Origin of the sequence: Streptomyces sp. NPDC017202 (assembly GCF_044331705.1) — a bacterium.
Lineage (GTDB): Bacteria > Actinomycetota > Actinomycetes > Streptomycetales > Streptomycetaceae > Streptomyces.
Genome location: NZ_JBIRNP010000013.1, coordinates 102,386 through 123,347 on the forward strand (window position 1 = coordinate 102,386; position 20,962 = coordinate 123,347).

The window sequence follows — 20,962 nt, forward strand, 5'->3', positions numbered from 1 at the left end:
GATCCCCGGAACCCGACCCGGTGACGGCCCCGACTTCCGCGCGCCCGGCCTCCGTGAGCCGCGCGCCCGGCCTCCGTGAGCCTCCGCCCGCCCCGCGGCAGGCTCACGGACTCAGTCCCACGAGCCCTGGGCCGCCGGCAGCGCCGCCACTTCGGCCAGGTCCCGCCCGGTCAGCCGCAGCCGGGCCGAGCCCGCGTTCTGCGCCACCCACCGTTCCTGCTTGGCCCCCGGCACCGGCACCACGTGCCGGCCCTGCGCCAGCACCCAGGCCAGCGCCACCTGCGCGGCCGTCACGTCCTCGCCGTGCCGGGCCGCCACCCGGCGCAGACCGGCGACGATCGGCTGGTTCGCGGCCATCATCTCGGCGGTGAACCGGGGGTGCCGGGCCCGCATGTCATCACGTTCGAAACCCTCGCCGGGGGTCAGCGTGCCGGTGAGGAAACCATTCCCCAGAGGCATGGCCGCGAGGAAGCCGATACCGCGCACCTCGCACCACGGCAGCAGCGCGTCCAGTGCCTCCGGCGACCACACCGACAGCTCCGCCTCCACCACGCTCACCGGGAAGACCTGCTGCACCCGCAGCAGTTGCCGGATCGTCGCGTCGTACAGCCGGCCGCCCGCACGGCGCCCGCCGCGCGCGCCCACCGCGCACAGCCCCAACGCCCGCACCTTGCCCGCCCGGACCAGGTCGGCCATCGCGCCCCACGTCTCCTCGACCGGGACCTCGGGATCGGCGCGGTGCAACTGGTAGAGGTCGATGACGTCCGTCTGGAGCCGCCGCAGGGACGCGTCGCACGCCCGTCTCACGTACCCGGGGCGGCCGTTGGCCACGACGTGCTGGTCGCCGACCAGCAGCCCCACCTTCGTCGACACGAACGCGTCCCCGCGCCGCTCCTTCAACACCCGCCCCAGCAGGAGCTCGTTGGTGAACGGCCCGTACATGTCGGCGGTGTCCAGCAGGGAGACACCCAGGTCCAGCGCCCGGTGCAACGCCCGCAGCGACTCGTCGCCCCGCTGCCGCGACCCGCTGTACCCCCAACTCATCGGCATGCACCCGAGTCCGACGGCCCCCACCGCGAGCGCCGCCGCGCCGATCGTCCTGCGCTCCACCTGCTCGTGACCCTCCCTCGCCCGGCCCACCAACCTAACCTCTGCACGCGCGCGTGCCTGACATAGCCTCCTGACCATGACCGCTGACGTGTGGCTGCCCATTCCGCCGGACGAGATCGAGGGACTCCCCGAGGGGCTCAACCCCCTCTTCTGGGACGGGGGCCCCGACGGAGAGCAGGAGTTCCCCGGCGACCCCGCCGACTGCGTCTTCTACGTGGTGCCCTACATGAAGCGGCAGCACGTGAAGGTGCGCCCGCTGGCGGAGCTGCGCCGGGTCCGCGTCGTCCAGACCCTCACCGCCGGCGTCGACGACGTCACCGCGCGCCTGGCCGACCTCCCGCCCGGCGTGCGGCTGTGCAACGCGCGCGGGGTGCACGAGGCGAGCACCGCCGAGCTGGCGCTCACCCTCACGCTGGCCTCCCTGCGCGGCGTCCCGAAGTTCGTGCGCGCCCAGGAACAGGGCCACTGGCAGGGCGGGTTCCATCCCGCGCTCGCCGACCGGAACGTCCTCATCGTCGGGTACGGCGCGATCGGTTCGGCGATCGAGGACCGGCTCGTGCCGTTCGAGGTCGCGCGGGTGGCGCGCGTCGCGCGCTCCGCGCGCGCTACGGAGCGCGGCCCCGTGCGCCCACTCACCGAACTGCCCGCGCTGCTGCCCGAGGCGGACGTCGTCATCCTCTCCACGCCCCTGACCGAGACCACGCGCGGCCTGGTGGACGCCGGCTTCCTCGCCCGGATGAAGGACGGCGCGCTGCTCGTCAACGTCGCCCGCGGCGCGGTCGTCGACACCGAGGCCCTGCTCACCGAGCTGGAGAGCGGCCGGCTCACCGCCGCCCTGGACGTCACCGACCCCGAACCCCTGCCCCCGGACCACCCGTTGTGGCGGGCGCCCGGCGTCCTGATCAGCCCGCACGTCGGCGGCCCCACCTCCGCCTTCCTGCCGCGCGCCAAGCGTCTGCTGGCCGACCAGTTGGGCCGGTTCGTGAACCGGGAGCCCCTGCGCAACGTGATCCTCACGACGGGTGCCGCCGACGAGGCGTGAGGACCACGGCACGCGCGCGACGCGTTCCGGGCACCCTCCGCAGTCCCCCGGACGCGTTCCGTACGGGCATAGTCGCTGGTCGTCACTGAGAGTAGAGAAGCTATGTCCCTGAGTGACGATCCTGGTGTATCGTCCCGACAGGGGCTGCGCCGCGCACCGTTCGGCGCCGGGGTTGGACATCTCAGACTGTGAGGGGGGCGACGGGCGATGCACGGCCTATGGACGAACGACCCGACGCGGCGGAGCCGCCGCCGACGACCCTGTTGCACGGCCAGGCGCGCGAGCGATGGCCCCACCGGTCACCGAAGTCGGCACGGCGGGCGTCACCGCCGCGGCCACGGCGGCCACCGCACCCACGCGCACCCGGCGCACCGGGGCGTGCGGGACGCGGGAGCGGCACGGACCGGGAGGCCCCGGTGAGTTCGCCGCCGACCTCCACGCCCCTCCTCGACGGAGCGCTGCGGACGCAGGCCCCGAAGGGAACGCCACCCGCCGAGCCGTCGTCCCCAGGCGGCCCCGGATCGAACACGGTCCACCAACTCCTGCTGGCCCTGATCTGCGCGGGATACGCCGTCGGTTCCGCGCTCGGCTGGGGATCCGACCGCGTCGCGCTCGTCATGGGCGACTTCGGACTGTCCGCGGCGGCGGCCGCCGCCTCCGTGTCCTGCTTCCTGTACGGGCGCACCCGCCGCGTCCGCCTGCGCCCGGCCTGGCTGCTGTTCTCCTTCTCCTCGGCGATGGCGGCCCTGGGCAATCTGGTCTGGGGTTGGTACGAGGTCGTCCTGGAGCGTCCCGTGCCCAGCCCCAGCTACGCCGACGTGTTCTTCCTGTGCTTCGCGCCGCCCGCGATCGTGGGCCTGCTGGTGCTCGCCGCCCGGCCCGTGACCAAGGCCGGCTGGGTCTGCCTCGCGCTCGACGCCTGGCTGATCGCCGGCTCGCTGCTCACCCTCTCCTGGAGCCTCGCGCTCGCCCAGGCCGCGGAACTCGACGGGCCCAGCGTGGCACACGCGGCGCTCACCCTGGCGTATCCGCTGCTCGACATCGCCCTGGTCAGCATGGTGCTGGTGCTGCACTTCCGGCGCTCACCCGCGAACCGCACCCCGGTCAACACCGCCGTCAGCGCTCTCGCGCTGACCGTGATGTGCGACGCCCTGTTCACCTCGCCGCTGATGCACAACAACTACCGTTCGGGCCAGCTCCTCGACGCCGGCTGGTTCGCCGGCTCCCTGCTCCTCGCCTACGCCCCCTGGGCCGCCGGCCGGCACCACCGGGCGAGCGTCGCGGGGCACACGCGCGTGGTGCACGAGCACCTGCCCGGACAGCGCACCGGCGGCCGGCCGCCCCAGCCGCCCCGGCCGCCCGTGCGGAGAGCCGACCCGAGCCGCTTCCCGGGCACCCGCCCCATCACCGGCTCCCTCGCCGCCCTCACGCCCTATCTCGCCGCCGCCGTCTGCACCCTGGGGATCCTCTACACCGTCCTCAACGGCCGCAGCGTCGACCGGGTCGTCCTCCTCACCGGCGGCGCCGTGGTGCTGGCCCTCGTGGTGCGCCAGGGCATCATGCTGCTCGACAACATCACCCTCACCCAGGAACTGGCCCAGAAGGAGAACCACTTCCGCTCCCTGGTGCAAGGCTCCAGCGACGTCATCATGATCGCCGCCCCCAGCGGTGTGCTGCGCTACGTCTCCCCGGCCGCCGCCGGTGTCTACGGACGCTCCGCCGAGGACCTGGTGGGCACCGAGCTGGCCGACCTCATCCACCCGGAGGACCTGGGGTGCGTGGTGCACGAGGTGCGCCGCTTCCTGGCCGCCAGCCCCCGGGAGGAACCCACCACCCGCATCGAGTGCCGCTTCCGCTCCGGCGACGGCGGCACCTCCCGCTCGAGCGCGGCCGAGAGCGGGGGAGGCTGGCTGAACGTCGAGTCCACCGTCAGCCGGCATCACGGCGGCCTGATCTTCAACAGCCGGGACGTGACCGAGCGGGTGCGCCTGCAGGCCCAGCTCCAGCACAACGCCGAGCACGATCCGCTCACCGACCTGCCCAACCGCGCCCTGTTCACCCGGCGCGTGCAGCAGGCGCTCTCCGGCCGCCGCAGTTCCGACCGGGGCGCCGCCCTGCGCAACACCGCGGTCCTCTTCATCGACCTCGACGGCTTCAAGGCCGTCAACGACACCATCGGCCACCAGGCCGGCGACGAACTCCTCGTCCAGGCCGCCCGCAGGCTCCAGGACGCCGTCCGGCAGGGGGACACCGCCTCCCGGCTCGGCGGTGACGAGTTCGCCGCCCTGATCGTCGGCGACGGCACCCGCGACCGCGGCGCCCACGAGGGTCACATACTGGAACTCGCCGACCGGCTGCGCATCACGCTCTCCCAGCCCTACCTGATCGACGGCAACGAGGTGCGGGTCGCCGCCTCCATCGGGGTGGCCTTCGCCGAGGCGGGGTTCGGCGCCGGCGAACTGCTGCGCAACGCCGACCTCGCGATGTACCGGGCCAAGGCGGCCGGCAAGGACCGGGTCGAGCTGTACAAGCCGCAGATGCAGCAGGACGTCGTACGGAAGGCGGCGCTGGCGACGCGGTTGCGGGCCGCGTTGCACGACGGCGAGTTCGCGCTGCTGCACCAGCCCGTGGTGCGGCTGGAGGACGGCCGGATCTCGTCGGTCGCGGCGCAGCCCCGATGGCGGTCCTCCCAGGGCGTGCTGTTCACCCCCGCCGAGTTCCTCCGGGTGGCCGACGAGGGCGACCGGACCGCCGAGCTGGGCCGCTGGATGCTGGAGCAGGCCGTCGAGCAGGCCGCCGACCGCACCGCGAGCGGACTGAACGTACCGGTGGTGGTCCAGGTGGGCGCCCGGCGGCTGCTGGACCGCTCGCTGCCGCCGGGGTCCGTCGAGGCGCTGCTCACCCGGCACGGGCTGCCGTCCGGCTCGCTGGTGATAGAGCTGTCCGACATCGATGCCGGGGTGGCGCTGGAGGAGCTGGAGCGCCGGCTCGCCGCGCTCAGGCGCCTCGGCGTCCGGATCGCGCTGGACGGCTTCGGCGGCGGCATGGCCATAACGGCCCTGCGCCGGCTCCCCGTGGACGTACTGAAACTCGACCGCGGGCTGGTCGAGGGGGTCGTGGAGTCCGCGCGCCTGCACAAGATCACCAGTGGGCTGCTGCGGATCGCCGGCGACCTGGGGCTCCCGTCCGTGGCCGAGGGCGTGGACCTGCCGGAGCAGGTCGTCGCCCTGCGCGCGATGGGCTGCACGCACGGCCAGGGCATGGCGTTCGCCGGGCCGCTCGACGAGTACCGGCTGCGCAGGGCGCTCGGCCGGGGCAGCTGCCCGCTGCCGCACGGACCCGCCGAGCCCGCGTTCGCCGGGGGCTGCGCGGGGGTGTACACCGGGGGCGTGCCGGCGGTCCTGGGAGGCGGAAGCCGCGGTGGTGGCACGGCCCTCCGTTCACATGATGAGACCCCCGTCCCACCCACTTGACAGTCGGTGCGTGCCGGGGGGAGGGTCAATGCCATGCGCACCCGAATTCTCGTACTTGGACAGCGCGTCGGCTGAACTGGGAACACCGGAGGACGATCCGGAATCCCCAGCGACCACACCGGCGCGCTCCCCTCGCTTGCCTTTTGGCACGAGGGGTTTTTTGTTGCACCAGCACCTGCCGCCCAGCAGTCCGACACCGCACGAACCTCGCAAAAACCCTCAGCATCGAGAAGAGAATGCCGATGACCGAGCAGGCCACCGGGGCCCATCACCCGCAGCCGCGGCCCCGATCCGGAGGACAGCACTCCGCGTCCGTCGAGCACGTGACGGGTGCGCAGTCCCTCATCCGTTCTCTCGAGGAGGTCGGCGCCGACACGGTATTCGGCATTCCCGGCGGCGCGATCCTTCCCGCCTACGACCCGCTGATGGACTCCACCAGGGTCCGTCACGTCCTGGTCCGTCACGAGCAGGGCGCGGGCCACGCCGCCACCGGCTACGCGCAGGCCACCGGCAAGGTCGGCGTCTGCATGGCGACCTCCGGCCCCGGCGCCACCAACCTGGTCACCCCGATCGCCGACGCGCACATGGACTCGGTGCCGCTGGTCGCGATCACCGGCCAGGTCGCGTCCAAGGCGATCGGCACGGACGCCTTCCAGGAGGCGGACATCGTCGGCATCACCATGCCGATCACCAAGCACAACTTCCTCGTCACCAAGGCCGAGGACATCCCGCGGATCATCGCGCAGGCGTTCCACATCGCCTCCACCGGCCGCCCCGGCCCGGTCCTGGTCGACATCGCCAAGGACGCCCTCCAGGCGAAGACCACCTTCTCCTGGCCGCCCACCATGGACCTGCCCGGCTACCGCCCGGTGACCAAGCCGCACGCCAAGCAGATCCGCGAGGCCGCCAAGCTGATCACCGCCGCCAAGCGGCCGGTCCTCTACGTCGGCGGCGGTGTCCTCAAGGCCGGCGCGACCGCCGAGCTGAAGGTCCTCGCCGAGCTGACCGGCGCACCCGTCACCACCACCCTGATGGCGCTGGGCGCGTTCCCCGACACCCACCCGCAGCACCTGGGCATGCCCGGCATGCACGGCTCGGTGGCCGCCGTCACCGGACTGCAGAAGGCCGACCTGATCGTCGCCCTCGGGGCCCGCTTCGACGACCGCGTCACCGGCAGGCTCGACAGCTTCGCGCCGTACGCCAAGATCGTGCACGCGGACATCGACCCGGCCGAGATCGGCAAGAACCGCGCCGCCGACGTGCCGATCGTGGGCGACGCCCGCGAGGTCCTCGCCGACCTGATCCAGGCCGTGCAGAAGGAGCACACCGAGACCGGTCCGGGCGACTACAGCGCCTGGTGGAAGGACCTGAGCCGCTGGCGCGAGACCTACCCGCTGGGCTACGACCAGCCCGCGGACGGCTCGCTCTCCCCCCAGCAGGTCATCGAGCGCATCGGGCAGCTCGCGCCCGAGGGCACGGTGTTCGCGGCGGGCGTCGGCCAGCACCAGATGTGGGCCGCGCACTTCATCAAGTACGACAAGCCCGCCACCTGGCTGAACTCCGGCGGCGCCGGGACGATGGGCTACGCGGTCCCGGCCGCCATGGGCGCCAAGGCCGGCGTCCCCTCGAAGACCGTCTGGGCGATCGACGGCGACGGCTGCTTCCAGATGACCAACCAGGAACTGACCACCTGCGCCCTGAACAACATCCCGATCAAGGTCGCCATCATCAACAACGGCGCCCTCGGGATGGTCCGCCAGTGGCAGACCCTCTTCTACAACCAGCGCTACTCCAACACCGTGCTGCACAGCGGCCCGGACGCGGACGGCACCGTGCCCAACACCGGCACCCGCGTCCCCGACTTCGTGAAGCTGTCGGAGGCCATGGGCTGCCACGCGATCCGCTGCGAGTCCCTGGACGACCTGGACAAGGTCATCGAGGAGGCGAACTCGATCAACGACCGCCCGGTCGTCGTGGACTTCATCGTCCACGAGGACGCGATGGTGTGGCCGATGGTCGCCGCCGGCACCTCCAACGACGAGATCATGGCCGCACGGGACGTCCGCCCCGACTTCGGCGACAACGAAGACGACTGAGCGAGGAAGACCCAAGAGACATGTCCAAGCACACGCTCTCCGTCCTGGTGGAGAACACGCCCGGCATCCTCGCCCGGATCGCCGCCCTGTTCTCCCGCCGCGGTTTCAACATCGACTCGCTCGCGGTCGGCGTCACCGAGCACCCCGAGATCTCGCGCATCACCATCGTGGTGAACGTGATCGAGGAACTGCCGCTCGAACAGGTCACCAAGCAGCTCAACAAGCTCGTCAACGTGCTGAAGATCGTCGAACTGGAACCCGGATCGGCCGTCCAGCGCGAACTCGTCCTGGTGAAGGTGCGCGCCGACAACGAGACGCGCTCGCAGATCGTCGAGATCGTCCAGCTGTTCCGCGCCAAGACCGTGGACGTCTCCCCGGAGGCCGTGACCATCGAGGCCACCGGCGGCAGCGACAAGCTCTCCGCCATGCTCAAGATGCTGGAACCGTACGGCATCAAGGAGCTGGTCCAGTCCGGCACGATCGCGATCGGCCGCGGCTCCCGTTCGATCACCGACCGCTCCCTGCGCGCGCTCGACCGGTCGGCGTAACGACGGAACACGGGCGGCCGACACCGGCCGCCCGTATACCGAGACCCCGAGACTTCCCTTCCCCCCGCCGTCATACGGTGGGACGCAACACCCGCACACCAAGGAGAGAACCCACAGTGGCCGAGCTGTTCTACGACGCCGACGCCGACCTGTCCATCATCCAGGGCCGCAAGGTCGCGGTCATCGGTTACGGCAGCCAGGGCCACGCCCACGCCCTGTCGCTGCGCGACTCCGGTGTGGACGTGCGGGTCGGTCTGCACGAGGGCTCCAAGTCCAAGGCCAAGGCCGAGGAGCAGGGCCTGCGGGTGGTGAGCCCGGCGGAGGCCGCCGCCGAGGCCGACCTCATCATGATCCTGATCCCGGACCCGATCCAGGCCCAGGTCTACGAGGAGTCCATCGCCCCGAACCTGAAGGACGGCGACGCCCTGTTCTTCGCGCACGGCTTCAACGTGCGCTTCGGCTTCATCAAGGCCCCGGCCGGCGTGGACGTCGCCCTGGTCGCCCCGAAGGGCCCGGGCCACCTGGTCCGCCGCCAGTACGAGGAGGGCCGCGGCGTCCCCGCGATCGCGGCCGTCGAGCAGGACGCCACCGGAGGCGCCTTCGCGCTGGCCCTGTCGTACGCCAAGGCGATCGGCGGCACCCGCGCCGGTGTCATCAAGACCACCTTCACCGAGGAGACCGAGACCGACCTGTTCGGTGAGCAGGCCGTGCTGTGCGGCGGCACCTCGGCGCTGGTCAAGGCCGGCTTCGAGACCCTGGTCGAGGCCGGCTACCAGCCGGAGATCGCCTACTTCGAGTGCCTGCACGAGCTGAAGCTGATCGTGGACCTCATGTACGAGGGCGGCCTGGAGAAGATGCGCTGGTCGGTCTCCGAGACCGCCGAGTGGGGCGACTACGTCACCGGCCCGCGCATCATCACCGACGCCACCAAGGCCGAGATGAAGAAGGTCCTCGCCGAGATCCAGGACGGCACCTTCGCGAGGCAGTGGATGGACGAGTACCACGGCGGCCTGAAGAAGTACAACGAGTACAAGACGGCCGACTCCGAGCACCTGCTGGAGACCACCGGCAAGCAGCTCCGCAAGCTGATGAGCTGGGTCGACGAAGAGGCCTGAGCCGCACGCCGGGGGCCGGAGCGGACCGCTCCGGCCCCTTCGGCCGACCCCCGGTAACGCCGTGTGCCATGGTGTTGTCCAACCCGTCCAGCCACGGACGGGTGATCCTTCCGCAGAGGCGCAAGACGCTCCTCGTCGCGGCACTACACTGCTGCACTAATACGCGTCAGGCCCACAGCGTCGTGCGTCTTCCACGCGGCTAGCCCCTCCTCCGCCTGCGGCCGTCGGGACGGCCGTCCGCACGCGCCCCCATAGCCTGGAGGGCATGGGAGGTGCCTCCATGACTTGTGAGGACTCACGTGAGCTCGAAACCTGTCGTACTCATCGCTGAAGAGCTGTCGCCCGCGACCGTGGACGCGCTCGGCCCGGACTTCGAGATCCGGCACTGCAACGGAGCGGACCGAGCCGAACTGCTCCCGGCCATCGCCGACGTCGACGCCATCCTGATCCGCTCCGCCACCAAGGTGGACGCCGAGGCGATCGCCGCGGCCGGCAAGCTGAGGGTCGTCGCACGAGCCGGCGTCGGCCTGGACAACGTGGACGTCTCCGCCGCCACCAAGGCCGGCGTGATGGTCGTCAACGCCCCCACCTCCAACATCGTGACCGCCGCCGAGCTGGCCTGCGGTCTCCTGCTCGCCACCGCCCGCCACATCCCGCAGGCCAACGCCGCGCTGAAGAACGGCGAGTGGAAGCGGAGCAAGTACACCGGCGTGGAGCTGGCCGAGAAGACCCTCGGCGTCGTGGGCCTCGGCCGCATCGGCGCGCTCGTCGCCCAGCGCATGTCCGGCTTCGGCATGAAGGTCGTCGCCTACGACCCCTACGTGCAGCCCGCGCGCGCCGCGCAGATGGGCGTCAAGGTCCTGTCGCTGGACGAGCTGCTCGAGGTCTCCGACTTCATCACCGTCCACCTGCCCAAGACCCCCGAGACGGTCGGCCTGATCGGCGACGAGGCGCTGCGCAAGGTCAAGCCGAGCGTGCGCATCGTCAACGCGGCCCGGGGCGGCATCGTCGACGAGGAGGCGCTGTACTCGGCGCTGAAGGAGGGCCGGGTCGCCGGAGCCGGCCTCGACGTGTACGCGAAGGAGCCCTGCACGGACTCCCCGCTGTTCGAGTTCGACCAGGTCGTCGCCACCCCGCACCTCGGCGCCTCCACCGACGAGGCGCAGGAGAAGGCCGGCATCGCCGTCGCCCGCTCGGTTCGTCTCGCCCTCGCCGGCGAGCTGGTCCCGGACGCGGTGAACGTCCAGGGCGGCGTCATCGCCGAGGACGTCAAGCCGGGCCTGCCCCTCGCGGAGCGTCTCGGCCGCATCTTCACCGCCCTCGCCGGTGAGGTCGCCGTCCGCCTGGACGTCGAGGTCTACGGCGAGATCACCCAGCACGACGTGAAGGTGCTGGAGCTGTCCGCCCTCAAGGGCGTCTTCGAGGACGTCGTCGACGAGACCGTGTCGTACGTCAACGCCCCGCTGTTCGCCCAGGAGCGCGGCGTCGAGGTGCGGCTGACGACCAGCTCGGAGTCGGCCGACCACCGCAACGTCGTCACCGTGCGCGGCACGCTCGGCAACGGCGAGGAGGTGTCGGTGTCCGGCACGCTGGCCGGCCCCAAGCACCTGCAGAAGATCGTCGCGGTCGGTGAGTACGACGTGGACCTCGCGCTCGCCGACCACATGGCGGTGCTGCGCTACGAGGACCGTCCGGGTGTCGTCGGCACCGTCGGGCGCATCCTCGGCGAGGCGGGCATCAACATCGCCGGCATGCAGGTCGCCCGCGCGGCCGTCGGCGGCGAGGCGCTGGCCGTGCTCACCGTGGACGACGCCGTGCCCGCCGGGGTGCTGGGCGAGGTCGCCGCGGAGATCGGCGCGACGTCCGCGCGTGCGGTGAACCTGGTCTGACGTGCGTGCAGGGGTCCGGGGCCACTCTCCCCGGACCCCTGCCCCGGGGGCCCGGACCGGGCCCTCGTCCTCAGGCTTCCCCGGACCGGCCGAGCGCGCTCGGCCGGGCCGGGGTTTCGCGTGTCCGCCCGCGCACCTCGGCCCGCCGCAGCGTGACCGCGGCCAGCACCGCGGCACCCGTCAGCACCACGGCCCCGGTGACCGCCGCCCCCTGCATCCCGCTGGTGAACGCCTCCCGGGCGGCCGTGGCGAGGCCCGGCACCCGGTCGGCCACCGCCAGCGCGCCGCCCAGGGTCTCGCGCGCCGGATCAGGGGCCGCGGCCGGGATCCCGTGGCGGTAGATCGCGGTACCGACGGAGCCGAGGACCGCCATGCCGAGCGCGCCGCCGAACTCCGAGCCGGTCTCCATCAGGGAGGACGCGGCGCCGGCCCGTTCCACCGGGGCGGTGCCCATCGCGAGGTCCATGATCTGGGACATCACTACCACGCTCCCGACCGCGAGCACCGCGCAGGAGGTCAGCACCAGCCACATCGCGTCCGTACCGGCGAGGGCCAGCAGGCCGAAGCCGGACGCGGCGATCACGAAGCCGGCGGTCACGACGTGGGCGCGGTCGACGCCCTTGCGCACCAGCCCGGTGGCCACCGGTGCCGCCGCACCGATCGGCACCGAGGGCAGCAGCGCCCACAGGGCCGCCTCCAGGGCGCTCTTGCCGAGCACGGACTGCAGGTACTGCGTGGTGAAGTACGCCGAGCCCATGACGCCGAACGCCGAGACGAGGTTCAGGGCGACCGCGGGGCCGAAGCCCCGGCCGCGGAACAGGTCCGGGGAGATCATCGGTGACGCGCAGGTGCGCTGGCGGTGGACGAAGAGCGCCGCGAAGAGCAGGCCGACGGTGACCGGGACGACGTAGCGGACGTTCCAGCCCTCGGAGGGGATCTCCTTCAGGCCGTAGACCACGGGCAGTACGGCGGCCATGGACAGCGGGACGCTCGGCAGGTCGAAGCGGCCGGCGGCGGGGTTCCCGGACTCGGGGAGCAGGAGCGGGCCGAGGACCAGCAGCAGTGCCATGGCGGGCAGGTTGACCAGGAAGACCGAGCCCCACCAGAAGTGCTCGACGAGCACCCCGCTCATCACCGAACCGAGCGCGATCCCGGCCGTCATCACGCCGGACCACAGACCGATCGCCTTCGCGCGCTGGCCGGGGTCGGTGAACATCGTGCGGAGCATGGCCATCGTCGAGGGCATCAGGGTCGCGCCCCCGACGCCGAGGACCGCGCGCGCCGCGATCAGGGTCTCCGCGCTGTTCGCGTACGCCGCCACGAGCGAGGCGGTGCCGAAGGCCACGGCTCCGGCCAGCAGCAGCCGCCGGTGGCCGACGCGGTCGCCGAGCGAGCCCATCGTCATGAGCAGGCCCGCCAGGACGAAGGCGTAGATGTCGAAGATCCACAGCTGCTGGGTGCCGGTCGGCTCCAGGTCGGCGCTGATCGCCGGGACGGCGAAGTAGAGGACGGAGACGTCCATCGAGACCAGGAGCAGCGGAAGCATCAGCACGCCGAGGGCGGTCCATTCGCGGCGCCCGGCACGGACGCCCGGGGAGGTGCTCGTCGAGTTCGTCATGCCGGCGACTGTACGGCCGTATTAAACGTACGTCTAGAACGTTTGTATAAAACAAACGTGTAGGACATCTGTATGGGCGGCGGAGTAGGCTGCCCGCATGGGACACCGTGAGGATCTGCTCGAGGGCGCCAAGCGCTGCCTGCTCCGGAAGGGGTTCGCGCGCACCACCGCGCGGGACGTCGTCAAGGAGTCGGGGACCAACCTGGCCTCGATCGGCTACCACTACGGTTCGAAGGACGCGCTCCTGGCGCAGGCCTACGTGGCGCTGGTCGAGGGGATGGGCGACGCCTTCGCGGGAGGCGGCGGGGCGGGACCGGCCGGGGAGCCCGGCTCGCCGGAACGCTTCCGCTCCGTGTGGGCGAACATCATCGACACCATGCGCGAGCCCGGTTCGCTGTGGCGGCTCAGCATGGAGATCCTCGTCATGGGCGACCAGCTGCCCGAGGTGCGCGACCATCTGGCGCGGGCCCAGCGGGAGGCCGGACGGGGCCTCGTCCCGCTGCTCATGGGCGGCCGCGAGGAGGACGTGTCCGACGAGACCGCGGACACCGTCGGCCTGTTCTACGTGACCCTGATGACCGGTCTCATCGCGCAGTGGACCTTCGACCCGAAGAGCGCGCCCGAGGCGGACCAGCTCACCGACGGGCTGCGTCGGATCATCGCGGCGGCGGCGAAGGGCTGACCCGTCCGTCGCGCATCTCCAGCACCCGGTCCGCGAAGTGCCGTACGACGGCCCGGTCGTGGCAGATGAACAGGTAGCCGAGGCCGAGGTCGTCCCGGAGGTCGGCCAGGAGGTTCAGGACCCCGGCGCGGACCGACGGATCCAGGGCGGACACCGGTTCGTCCAGGACCAGCAGCCGGGGCTCGGAGGCGAGGGCGCGGGCGATGCCGGCGCGCTGGCACTGCCCGCCGGAGAGTTCGTGGGGGCGGCGCCCGCCGTACGCCGGGTCCAGGCCGACGCGGTCGAGGAGCGCGGCCACGCGGGCGGGGCCGTCGGCGTCGGTCCAGCGGCCCTGGACCTTCAGGGGTTCCGCCACCGCGTCGCGGACGCGCCGGCGCGGATCGAGGGAGCCGTAGGGATCCTGGAAGACCGGCTGCATGCGGGGACGCAGGGGACGCAGTTCGCGTTCGCTGAGCGCCGTCAGCTCCCGCCCCTCGAAACGGACCTCGCCCGCGTCCGGGCGGCGCAGCTGGAGGACGGCCAGGGCCGTGGTCGACTTGCCGCAGCCGGACGGGCCGTCGAGGGCGAGGGTCTCGCCCGCCTCCAGGGTGAAGGAGACGCCGTCCACGGCCGTGACGGCGCCGTAGCGGACCACGAGGCCGCGCACGTCGAGCAGGTGGGTCATGCCGGTCGTCCCTCCTGGAACAGCGTGGCCGGGTCGGCCGGGACCTCGTCGGCCCGGTGGCAGGCGGCCAGGCGTCCGTCCGTGCCGCGCGGCTCGGGTTCCTCGGTGCGGCAGAGGTCCGCCGCCAGCGGGCAGCGCGGCGCGAAGGCGCAGCCGGGCGGCAGGGCGCCCGGCGCCGGAGGCGTGCCGGGGAGGGCGGGCAGCCGGCGGCGGCGGGGGCCGTCCTGGGGGAGCGAGGCGAGGAGTCCCGCGGTGTAGGGGGCGCGTGGGCGGTTCCACACGGCCTTCGCCGGACCGAGTTCGCTCGTCCGGCCCGCGTACATCACCAGGACCCGGTCCGCGTGCTCGCGCACGACGTCCAGGTCGTGGGTGACCAGGAGCAGCGCGGCGCCGGCCGCCTCCCGCTGTTCGGCGAGCACCCGCAGCACCTGGGCCCGGCGCCCGGCGTCCAGGGCGGTGGTCGGCTCGTCGGCGACCACCAGGCCGGGCGCGCCCAGCATCGCCATCGCGATCACCGCCCGCTGGCGCATCCCGCCCGAGTACTCGTGCGGATACGCCCGCGCCCGGCGGGCGGCGTCCGGGATGCCCACCCGGTCCAGTGCGGCGACCGCGCGGGCGCGGGCCTCGGAGCGGGAGACGCGGTGCAACGACCTCACGACGGCCGCGAGTTGGTCGCCGACGGGGTGCACGGGGGAGAGGGCGGACAGGGCGTCCTGCGGCACGAGCGCGATACGGCGGCCCCGGGCGGCGGCGAGGTCCGTGGAGCCGTCCAGCCGGATCTCCCCGGCCGTCGCCGCGCCGCGCGGGAGCATCCCGAGCAGGGCCCGCGCCGTGAGGGACTTGCCCGCACCCGACTCGCCGACCAGCGCCAGGACCTCACGGGGCCGGACGTCGAAGGAGAGCCCGCGCACGGCCGCGATGCCGCCGAAGGAGATCCGCAGGTCGCGGACCGAGAGCAGGGTGCTGGGCGGCCCCGGCCGCCCGGTCGACCTGTCAGGCCTCAAGGCCCCTTCTCCTTCCGGTGGTCCGGGTGACGCCCCGGGCGTACGCCGCCCCCGAGACCGCCAGCCCCGCCAACAGGGCCAGGGCGACCGCCGGGGACAGGGCGGCCCACGGGGCGCGTTCCACATAGGCGCGGGACTCGTCCAGGAGGAGGCCCCACTCGGGGGCCGGGGGCCGGGCGCCGAGGCCGAGGAAGCCCAGGGAGGCCAGGGCGAGGGCGATGCCGGGCAGGCGGAGGAGGGCGTGCCGGGCGACGGGCGCGGCGACCGCGGGCAGGACGTGGCGGGTGAGGATCCACGACGGGGGCGCGCCGATGGCCCGCTGGGCGGTGAGGAACCCCGACGCCCGCACCTCCTGGACCAGCGCCGCCGCGTGCGCGGCCAGCGGCGGCCAGGAGATCAGGGCGACCGCGAGGGCCGCCCCGCCGGTGCCGGGGCCCGAGACGGCCGCGACCAGGATGCCGGCGATCACCGGGGGCAGCGCGTTGGCGATGTCCGCCGCGCCGGCCGCGACCCCGGGCAGGAAGCCCAGCGCGAGGGAGAGGAGCAGGCTGAGCAGACAGACCGCCGCCGCCGTGCCGACCGTCGACGCCGCTCCGTGCCCGAGGCGGGCCAGCACGTCACGGCCGAGTCCGTCGGTGCCGAGCGGATGCGCCCAGGACGGCGGGGCCAGCCGGACCGCCGTGTCCACCGCGTACGGGTCGCGCAGCAGGCCCCACCCGACGACCGTGGCGAGCAGCGCCGCCAGGACCAGCGGGACCGCCGGGCGGACGCGGACCGGCAGGGGCGGCGGCAGCGCCAGTGCGGCGTCCCGCAGGGCGGGCCCGAGGAGCCGCCGCCGTACCAGAGCCGACAGCGCGCCGGTGGCCAGGCCGAGGAGCAGCAGGGACAGGACCGCGCCCTGGAGCAGCGGCAGGTCCTGGGACTTGGCCGCCCCCAGCGCCGTACGGCCGATGCCGGGGACCGCGAACACCGTCTCCACCGCCACCGCCCCGCCGGTCAGGCCGACGGCGGCCATCCCGAACTGCGGGATCAGCGGCGGCAGTACCCGGCGCACGGCGGCGGCCGAGATCCGCGCGCGGCTCACCCCGGCGCCCCGCCACAGGTCCACCCACCGTTCCGCCAGGACGGCCGGCAGCGCGTCCGCGACGAGACGGCCGAGCAGGCCGCCCGCCGGGACGCCGAGCGAGACGGCGGGCAGCACCATGGACGAGGGGCCCTCCCAGCCGGACGTCGGCAGCCACCCCAGCCACACCCCGCACACCAGCAGCCCGACGGTGGCCGGCAGGAACTCCGGTACGGCGGCCAGCATGGCGGCGCCCGCGCCGGCCGACGCCCGCCCGCGCACCAGCACCGGCGCGACGAGCGTGGCGCCGAGCAGCACCGCCACTCCGAGCGCCGCGCCCATCAGGGCCAGCGACACCTGGAAACCGGCCAGCACGGAGGGGCCCACCTCGGCGCCGGACACCCAGGAGGTCCCGAGGTCGCCGCGGACCAGGCCGGCGGCCCAGCCGCCCAGCAGGGACAGCGGCCCGTCGTCCAGACCGAGGTCACGGCGTACGGCGTCCAGGGCCTCCCGGGTGGGCTCCTGCTCGGCGGAGCGGGCCCGCAGCACGGACAGGGCGGGGTCGCGGCCGGAGAGCCAGGGCAGCAGGCCGACGGCGGCGACGACCGCGAGGAGGGACACGGACCGGGTCGGCCCGGCGGCGCGCGGCCGGGGGAGCCGGAGCCTCACTTGACGTGGGTGGCGGCCGTGACCAGTTCCCGCTCGCGCGGGTCGTGGGCGGCGCCGACGACCCCGGCCGCGTCACCCTGGATCACCCGCTCGTGCAGCATCGGCACGGCGGCGTCGGTCGCGAGGACGGCGGCCTCGGCGGCGACGACCGCCCTGCGGCGGGCGTCACCCGTGGGCGTCCCGCCGGCCTTCCTCAGCAGGGCGTCCACCGCGGGGTCGTCGAGCTGGGCGATGTTGAAGGAGCCGTCGGAGGCGAAGTCGCTGTAGAGGTAGGCGGCCGGGTCGCCGGAGTCCAGCACGGTCGCGCGGGACAGGACGAAGGCGTCGAACTCGCCCGCCAGCGCGTCGGACTCGATGTTGGCGTACTCGCGCACGTCCAGCTTCACCGTGAACCCGGCCTTCTGGAGCTGCTGTTGCAGCGCGGCGGCGACCTCGGGGAGTTCGGCGCGGTCGGTGAAGGTGCCGATGGTGACGGTCCGGCCCGCCGGGTCCCCGGCCTTCGCGCGGGTGACCGGTGCGCGCAGCTTCGCCGCCCAGGGCAGCGCCGGGCCGAGCAGTCCCTCGGCCACGTCGGCGCGGCCCTCGTAGACGCCCTTCACGATCGACTCGGCGTCGATCGCGGCACGGGCGGCGGCCCGCAGCGCGGGGTCCGTGAAGGGGCCCTTGCGGGTGTTGAGGTAGAGGGTGTTGGTGCGCGGCATGGGCACCTCGGTGACGAGGTCCTCGTCGAGCAGCGCGGCCTGGGAGACGGGGACCGCCTCCACGATGTCGGCCTCGCCGCTGCGCAGGGCGGCGGCACGCGCGGTGCCGTCGGGCACGAACCGCACGTCGATGCCGGGGGCCTTCGCCCTGCCGCCCCAGTAGGCGTCGTAGCGGTCGAGGGTGGCGGAGGAGGTGCCCTCGACCTTCGTCAGCTCGAACGGGCCGGTGCCGGCGCCGACCGGGTTCACCGCCTTGCCCGCGTACGCCTTCGCGGCGAGGACCGCCAGTTGCGGCGAGCTGAGCCGCTGCGGGACCAGCGGGTCGACGGTGGCGGTCGTGACGGTGACGGTGTCGGCGTCGGCGGCCCGCGCGGTCAGCTCGACGCCGTCCAGGATGCGGGGCTTGGGGGAGGCGTCGGCGGCCCGGGTGAGCGAGCGCACGACGGCCTCGGCGTCCAGCTTCGTGCCGTCGTGGAAGGTGACGCCGGTGCGTATCTCGAAGCTCCAGGTCCGGCCGTCCTGCCGCCAGGAGGTGGCGAGCGCGGGGCGGGCGTCGCCGGCCGCGTCCAGCTTCACCAGGGTCTCGGCGGTCGACCAGCGCGAGAGCTTGAAGGCGTCGTCGGACAGCGGGGACAGGCCCGAGCGCGGCGGCTGCATCATCGCGAGCCGCACCCGCCCGCCGTCCGCGCCGCCGGCCGCGGTCCCGTCCCCGGCGAAACAGCCGCCGAGCAGCGCGGAGGCGGCCGCGAGGGCCGGTACGGGCAGCAGACGGCGGGCGGGCAGGCGCACGGAGCACTCCGGAGAGGTCGTCAAACGTTCAAGGGTGCGCCGACCGTAGCACGATGACAATCATTTTCAACAATGGTCCGATCGTGGTCGCGCGACCGCCGACCGCCGGCGGGCGGCGGGCTCAGAGCCGCCGCGCCTTGAGGGCCATGTGCAGCAGCAGTCGGTCCTCGCCGTCGTCCAGGTCCAGCCCCGTCAGCTGCTCCACCCGCGACAGCCGGTAGTACAACGTCTGCCGGTGGATCCCCAACTCGGCCGCCGTGCGCCCCGCCTGCCCCGCGCAGTCCAGGTACACCTCGGCGGTGCGCGCCAGTTCACGATGAGCCGGGGTCGACAGGGCCCGTACGGCGGGGTCGTGGGCGGAGCCGGGCGGCAGCGACGTCAGCAGCCGGTAGGGCCCGATCGACGCCCACGCGGCGGTCGGCCCGAGACGCGGCTCCGCCAGCGCCGCCCGGGCCGCCGCCGACGCCTCCCGCCAGGCCGCCCCCAGCTCCGCGAGGCCCGCCCGCCCCGCCGCGACCCCGGCGGCCGCCCCGCCGGCCCGCTCCAGCAGGCGCCCCGCCACCGTGGTCGCCGGGGCCGGGGCCTCCGCCGAGCGCAGCCGGACCAGCACCGCCAGGCACTGGCCGCTCACCCCCCACGGCACCGTGCACAGGGCCTCCGCGCCGGGCAGCGTGCGCAGGGACGGCGCGTCGTCGGGGTCGGCCGAGGGCCAGGGCGCCACGCACACCAGCGCGTGCGGGCCGTCCGCGCGGGCGCCGAGCGCGGTGCGCAGCTCCGCCACCGCCATGTCCCGCTGCCAGCCCCGGTCGGCGGCCAGGACCGCCCGCAGCTCGCGGGTGAGGTCGGCGCCGTGCTGGGCCTCGTCGGCCAGCAGTGCGCCGATCCGTCCCGTCACCTCCATCGCGCCCGCCAGTTGGTCGTCCGAGGGTCCCGGGTCGCCGTCCAGCAGCCAGACGTAGCCGAGGACCACCCCCCGGTGGCGCACCGGGAGGCAGACGCGGCCCCGGTGGACGCCGGCCTCCGGGGTCGGCGGGATGCGGACCGGGGCCGTGGCGCGGGTGATGCCGAAACCCTCGAACCAGGACCGGACCGCCGGGGTGGAACGCCGGGTGAGGATCGAACGGGTGCGCACCGGGTCCAGGGCGGCGGCGTCCAGCTCGTCCTCGCTGTCGTAGGCGCCGAAGGCGATCAGCTCGAAGTCGCGGTTCTCCAGGGTCGCCGGGGCGCCGAGCAGCTCCGAGATCTCGTCGACCAGCTCCTGGTACTCGCCCTTGAAATCCGCCGTCACCCGGTCATTCTCCCGCACCCCCGCGATCGCTTCATACATCTGTCTGAGATCCGCGGCACGGATGCGTGACAGCTGTCGATGGCCGACGATCGGAGGGATCCTTAGGTTTCACGGTGGTTCTCCGTGCCGTTCCCGAATCGTCGGGAAGCGGCCTCGTATGGGTTGGTATGTGGAGGTGCCCCGTGCTGGGTCCCGTGATTCTCGCCGCGTCGCGCAGCGACCGGATGCGACGCCTGATCTCGGCGGCCCCGGTGACGAAGCAGGTCGTGGACCGCTTCATCCCCGGTGAGACGGTGGACGACATCGTCCCGATCGTCGAGGAGCTGACCGCCAGGGGCCTGGAACTGACGATGGACGTCGTCGGCGAGGACATCACCACCCCCGGACAGGCCGCCGCCGCCCGCGACGCCTACCTGGAACTGGTGGACCGCCTCAAGGACCTCGACCTCGGCGAGAAGGTCGAGATGTCCGTCAAGCTCTCCATGTTCGGCCAGGCGCTGGAAGGCGGCCACGAGCTGGCCCTCGCCAACGTCCGCCCGGTCGTCGAGGCCGCCGCCGCCATCGGCACGACCGTCACCCTGGACGCCGAGGACCACACCACCCTCGACTCGATGTTCGCCATCCACGAGGAGCTGCGGAAGGACTTCCCGCAGACCGGCTGCGTCATCCAGGCCTACCTCTTCCGCACCGAGGCCGACGCCCGCCGCCTCGCGGAGAGCGGCAGCCGCGTCCGGCTCGTGAAGGGCGCCTACAAGGAGCCCGCCGAGGTCGCGTACCAGAACAAGCACGAGATCGACAAGGCGTACGTCCGCGTCCTGAAGACCCTGATGGACGGCGCGGGCTACCCGATGATCGGCTCGCACGACCCCCGCCTGATCTCCATCGGCCAGGAACTCGCGCGCAAGGCCGGGCGCAAGCTCGACGAGTACGAGTTCCAGATGCTCTACGGCATCCGCGGCGAGGAGCACCTGCGTCTGGCCGCGGAGGGCCACCGCATGCGCGTCTACACCGCCTACGGCACCGACTGGTACGGCTACTTCATGCGCCGCCTCGCCGAGAAGCCCGCGAACCTGCGGTTCTTCCTGCGGAGCATGATCAGTCATGGCTGACGCGACGGGGCCGTGCCGCGGCTTCGGCCGGGGGCCCGGGGGGCTTCCCCCGGGGAGACACGGCATGCGTCGCCTCGTGGAGAAGCCCGCGAACCCGCGGTT

General features: G+C 73.3%; 15 protein-coding genes. 8 read left to right on the plus strand and 7 right to left on the minus strand.

Going from position 1 to position 20,962, the window contains the following annotated elements; translation table 11 throughout:
* Positions 1–111 precede the first annotated feature (111 nt).
* The gene (locus tag ACH4N1_RS24100; RefSeq protein WP_398099975.1) at positions 112–1,110 is read right to left on the minus strand and encodes an aldo/keto reductase; all 999 of its coding nucleotides are present in this window, start codon (positions 1,108–1,110) and stop codon (positions 112–114) included.
* 76 nt (positions 1,111–1,186) lie between these two features.
* On the opposite strand from ACH4N1_RS24100, the gene ACH4N1_RS24105 reads away from it, so the two are divergent.
* The 6 genes from ACH4N1_RS24105 to serA all read left to right on the plus strand — a co-directional run bounded on the left by ACH4N1_RS24105 (position 1,187) and on the right by serA (position 11,273).
* Positions 1,187–2,152: a 2-hydroxyacid dehydrogenase gene (locus ACH4N1_RS24105; RefSeq protein WP_398099977.1), complete on the plus strand. Its 966-nt coding sequence runs from the start codon at positions 1,187–1,189 to the stop codon at positions 2,150–2,152.
* A 416-nt stretch (positions 2,153–2,568) separates the two neighbouring features.
* Positions 2,569–5,625, plus strand: a complete 3,057-nt coding sequence (locus ACH4N1_RS24110; protein WP_398099979.1) for a putative bifunctional diguanylate cyclase/phosphodiesterase — start codon at positions 2,569–2,571, stop codon at positions 5,623–5,625.
* A 242-nt stretch (positions 5,626–5,867) separates the two neighbouring features.
* Positions 5,868–7,721: an acetolactate synthase large subunit gene (locus tag ACH4N1_RS24115; RefSeq protein WP_398099981.1), complete on the plus strand. Its 1,854-nt coding sequence runs from the start codon at positions 5,868–5,870 to the stop codon at positions 7,719–7,721.
* A 20-nt stretch (positions 7,722–7,741) separates the two neighbouring features.
* Positions 7,742–8,269 carry an acetolactate synthase small subunit gene (gene ilvN, locus ACH4N1_RS24120; RefSeq protein WP_356562102.1) on the plus strand — a complete coding sequence of 176 codons (528 nt, stop codon included), beginning with the start codon at positions 7,742–7,744 and terminating at the stop codon, positions 8,267–8,269.
* Positions 8,270–8,385: 116 nt separating this feature from the next.
* Positions 8,386–9,384 carry a ketol-acid reductoisomerase gene (ilvC, locus tag ACH4N1_RS24125; RefSeq protein WP_398099983.1) on the plus strand — a complete coding sequence of 333 codons (999 nt, stop codon included), beginning with the start codon at positions 8,386–8,388 and terminating at the stop codon, positions 9,382–9,384.
* A 299-nt stretch (positions 9,385–9,683) separates the two neighbouring features.
* Positions 9,684–11,273 carry a phosphoglycerate dehydrogenase gene (serA, locus tag ACH4N1_RS24130; RefSeq protein WP_363091867.1) on the plus strand — a complete coding sequence of 530 codons (1,590 nt, stop codon included), beginning with the start codon at positions 9,684–9,686 and terminating at the stop codon, positions 11,271–11,273.
* Positions 11,274–11,343: 70 nt separating this feature from the next.
* Here serA and ACH4N1_RS24135 read toward each other — a convergent pair whose 3' ends face one another.
* Positions 11,344–12,891 (minus strand): MFS transporter, encoded by a 1,548-nt coding sequence (locus ACH4N1_RS24135; protein WP_398099986.1) that lies wholly within the window; start codon positions 12,889–12,891, stop codon positions 11,344–11,346.
* A 97-nt stretch (positions 12,892–12,988) separates the two neighbouring features.
* Here ACH4N1_RS24135 and ACH4N1_RS24140 point away from each other — a divergent pair, with 97 nt between their 5' ends.
* On the plus strand, positions 12,989–13,573 hold the full coding sequence (locus tag ACH4N1_RS24140; protein ID WP_398099988.1) for a TetR/AcrR family transcriptional regulator: 585 nt from the start codon (positions 12,989–12,991) through the stop codon (positions 13,571–13,573).
* On the opposite strand, the gene ACH4N1_RS24145 is transcribed toward ACH4N1_RS24140, so the two are convergent.
* From ACH4N1_RS24145 to ACH4N1_RS24165, 5 genes are all read right to left on the minus strand, one after another.
* On the minus strand, positions 13,548–14,237 hold the full coding sequence (locus tag ACH4N1_RS24145; protein ID WP_398099989.1) for an ATP-binding cassette domain-containing protein: 690 nt from the start codon (positions 14,235–14,237) through the stop codon (positions 13,548–13,550). The two genes, ACH4N1_RS24140 and ACH4N1_RS24145, sit on opposite strands and share 26 nt — an antisense overlap.
* On the minus strand, positions 14,234–15,241 hold the full coding sequence (locus tag ACH4N1_RS24150) for an ABC transporter ATP-binding protein (protein ID WP_398099991.1): 1,008 nt from the start codon (positions 15,239–15,241) through the stop codon (positions 14,234–14,236). Before ACH4N1_RS24150 ends, ACH4N1_RS24145 begins: the two co-directional genes overlap by 4 nt.
* Positions 15,231–16,973 carry an ABC transporter permease subunit gene (locus ACH4N1_RS24155; protein ID WP_398099993.1) on the minus strand — a complete coding sequence of 581 codons (1,743 nt, stop codon included), beginning with the start codon at positions 16,971–16,973 and terminating at the stop codon, positions 15,231–15,233. Before ACH4N1_RS24155 ends, ACH4N1_RS24150 begins: the two co-directional genes overlap by 11 nt.
* A complete protein-coding gene (locus ACH4N1_RS24160; RefSeq protein ID WP_398100082.1) occupies positions 16,970–18,463 on the minus strand; it encodes an ABC transporter substrate-binding protein in 1,494 nt (497 codons plus the stop codon). Before ACH4N1_RS24160 ends, ACH4N1_RS24155 begins: the two co-directional genes overlap by 4 nt.
* A gap of 121 nt (positions 18,464–18,584) precedes the next feature.
* The gene (locus tag ACH4N1_RS24165; RefSeq protein WP_398099995.1) at positions 18,585–19,790 is read right to left on the minus strand and encodes a PucR family transcriptional regulator; all 1,206 of its coding nucleotides are present in this window, start codon (positions 19,788–19,790) and stop codon (positions 18,585–18,587) included.
* A gap of 143 nt (positions 19,791–19,933) precedes the next feature.
* Between ACH4N1_RS24165 and ACH4N1_RS24170 the strand changes: the two genes are divergently transcribed.
* Entirely contained in the window at positions 19,934–20,860 is a 927-nt protein-coding gene (locus tag ACH4N1_RS24170; protein WP_398099996.1) for a proline dehydrogenase family protein, read from the plus strand.
* Positions 20,861–20,962 lie beyond the last annotated feature (102 nt).

Bases quoted from the DNA above. Each gene is read 5' to 3' on its own strand.
- ACH4N1_RS24140 (WP_398099988.1), top strand. From the start codon at position 12,989: ATGGGACACCGTGAGGATCTGCTCGAGGGCGCCAAGCGCTGCCTGCTC.
- ACH4N1_RS24115 (WP_398099981.1), top strand. From the start codon at position 5,868: ATGACCGAGCAGGCCACCGGGGCCCATCACCCGCAGCCGCGGCCCCGA.
- ilvN (WP_356562102.1), top strand. From the start codon at position 7,742: ATGTCCAAGCACACGCTCTCCGTCCTGGTGGAGAACACGCCCGGCATC.
- ACH4N1_RS24135 (WP_398099986.1), bottom strand. From the start codon at position 12,891: ATGACGAACTCGACGAGCACCTCCCCGGGCGTCCGTGCCGGGCGCCGC.
- ACH4N1_RS24165 (WP_398099995.1), bottom strand. From the start codon at position 19,790: ATGTATGAAGCGATCGCGGGGGTGCGGGAGAATGACCGGGTGACGGCG.
- ACH4N1_RS24105 (WP_398099977.1), top strand. From the start codon at position 1,187: ATGACCGCTGACGTGTGGCTGCCCATTCCGCCGGACGAGATCGAGGGA.
- ACH4N1_RS24145 (WP_398099989.1), bottom strand. From the start codon at position 14,237: ATGACCCACCTGCTCGACGTGCGCGGCCTCGTGGTCCGCTACGGCGCC.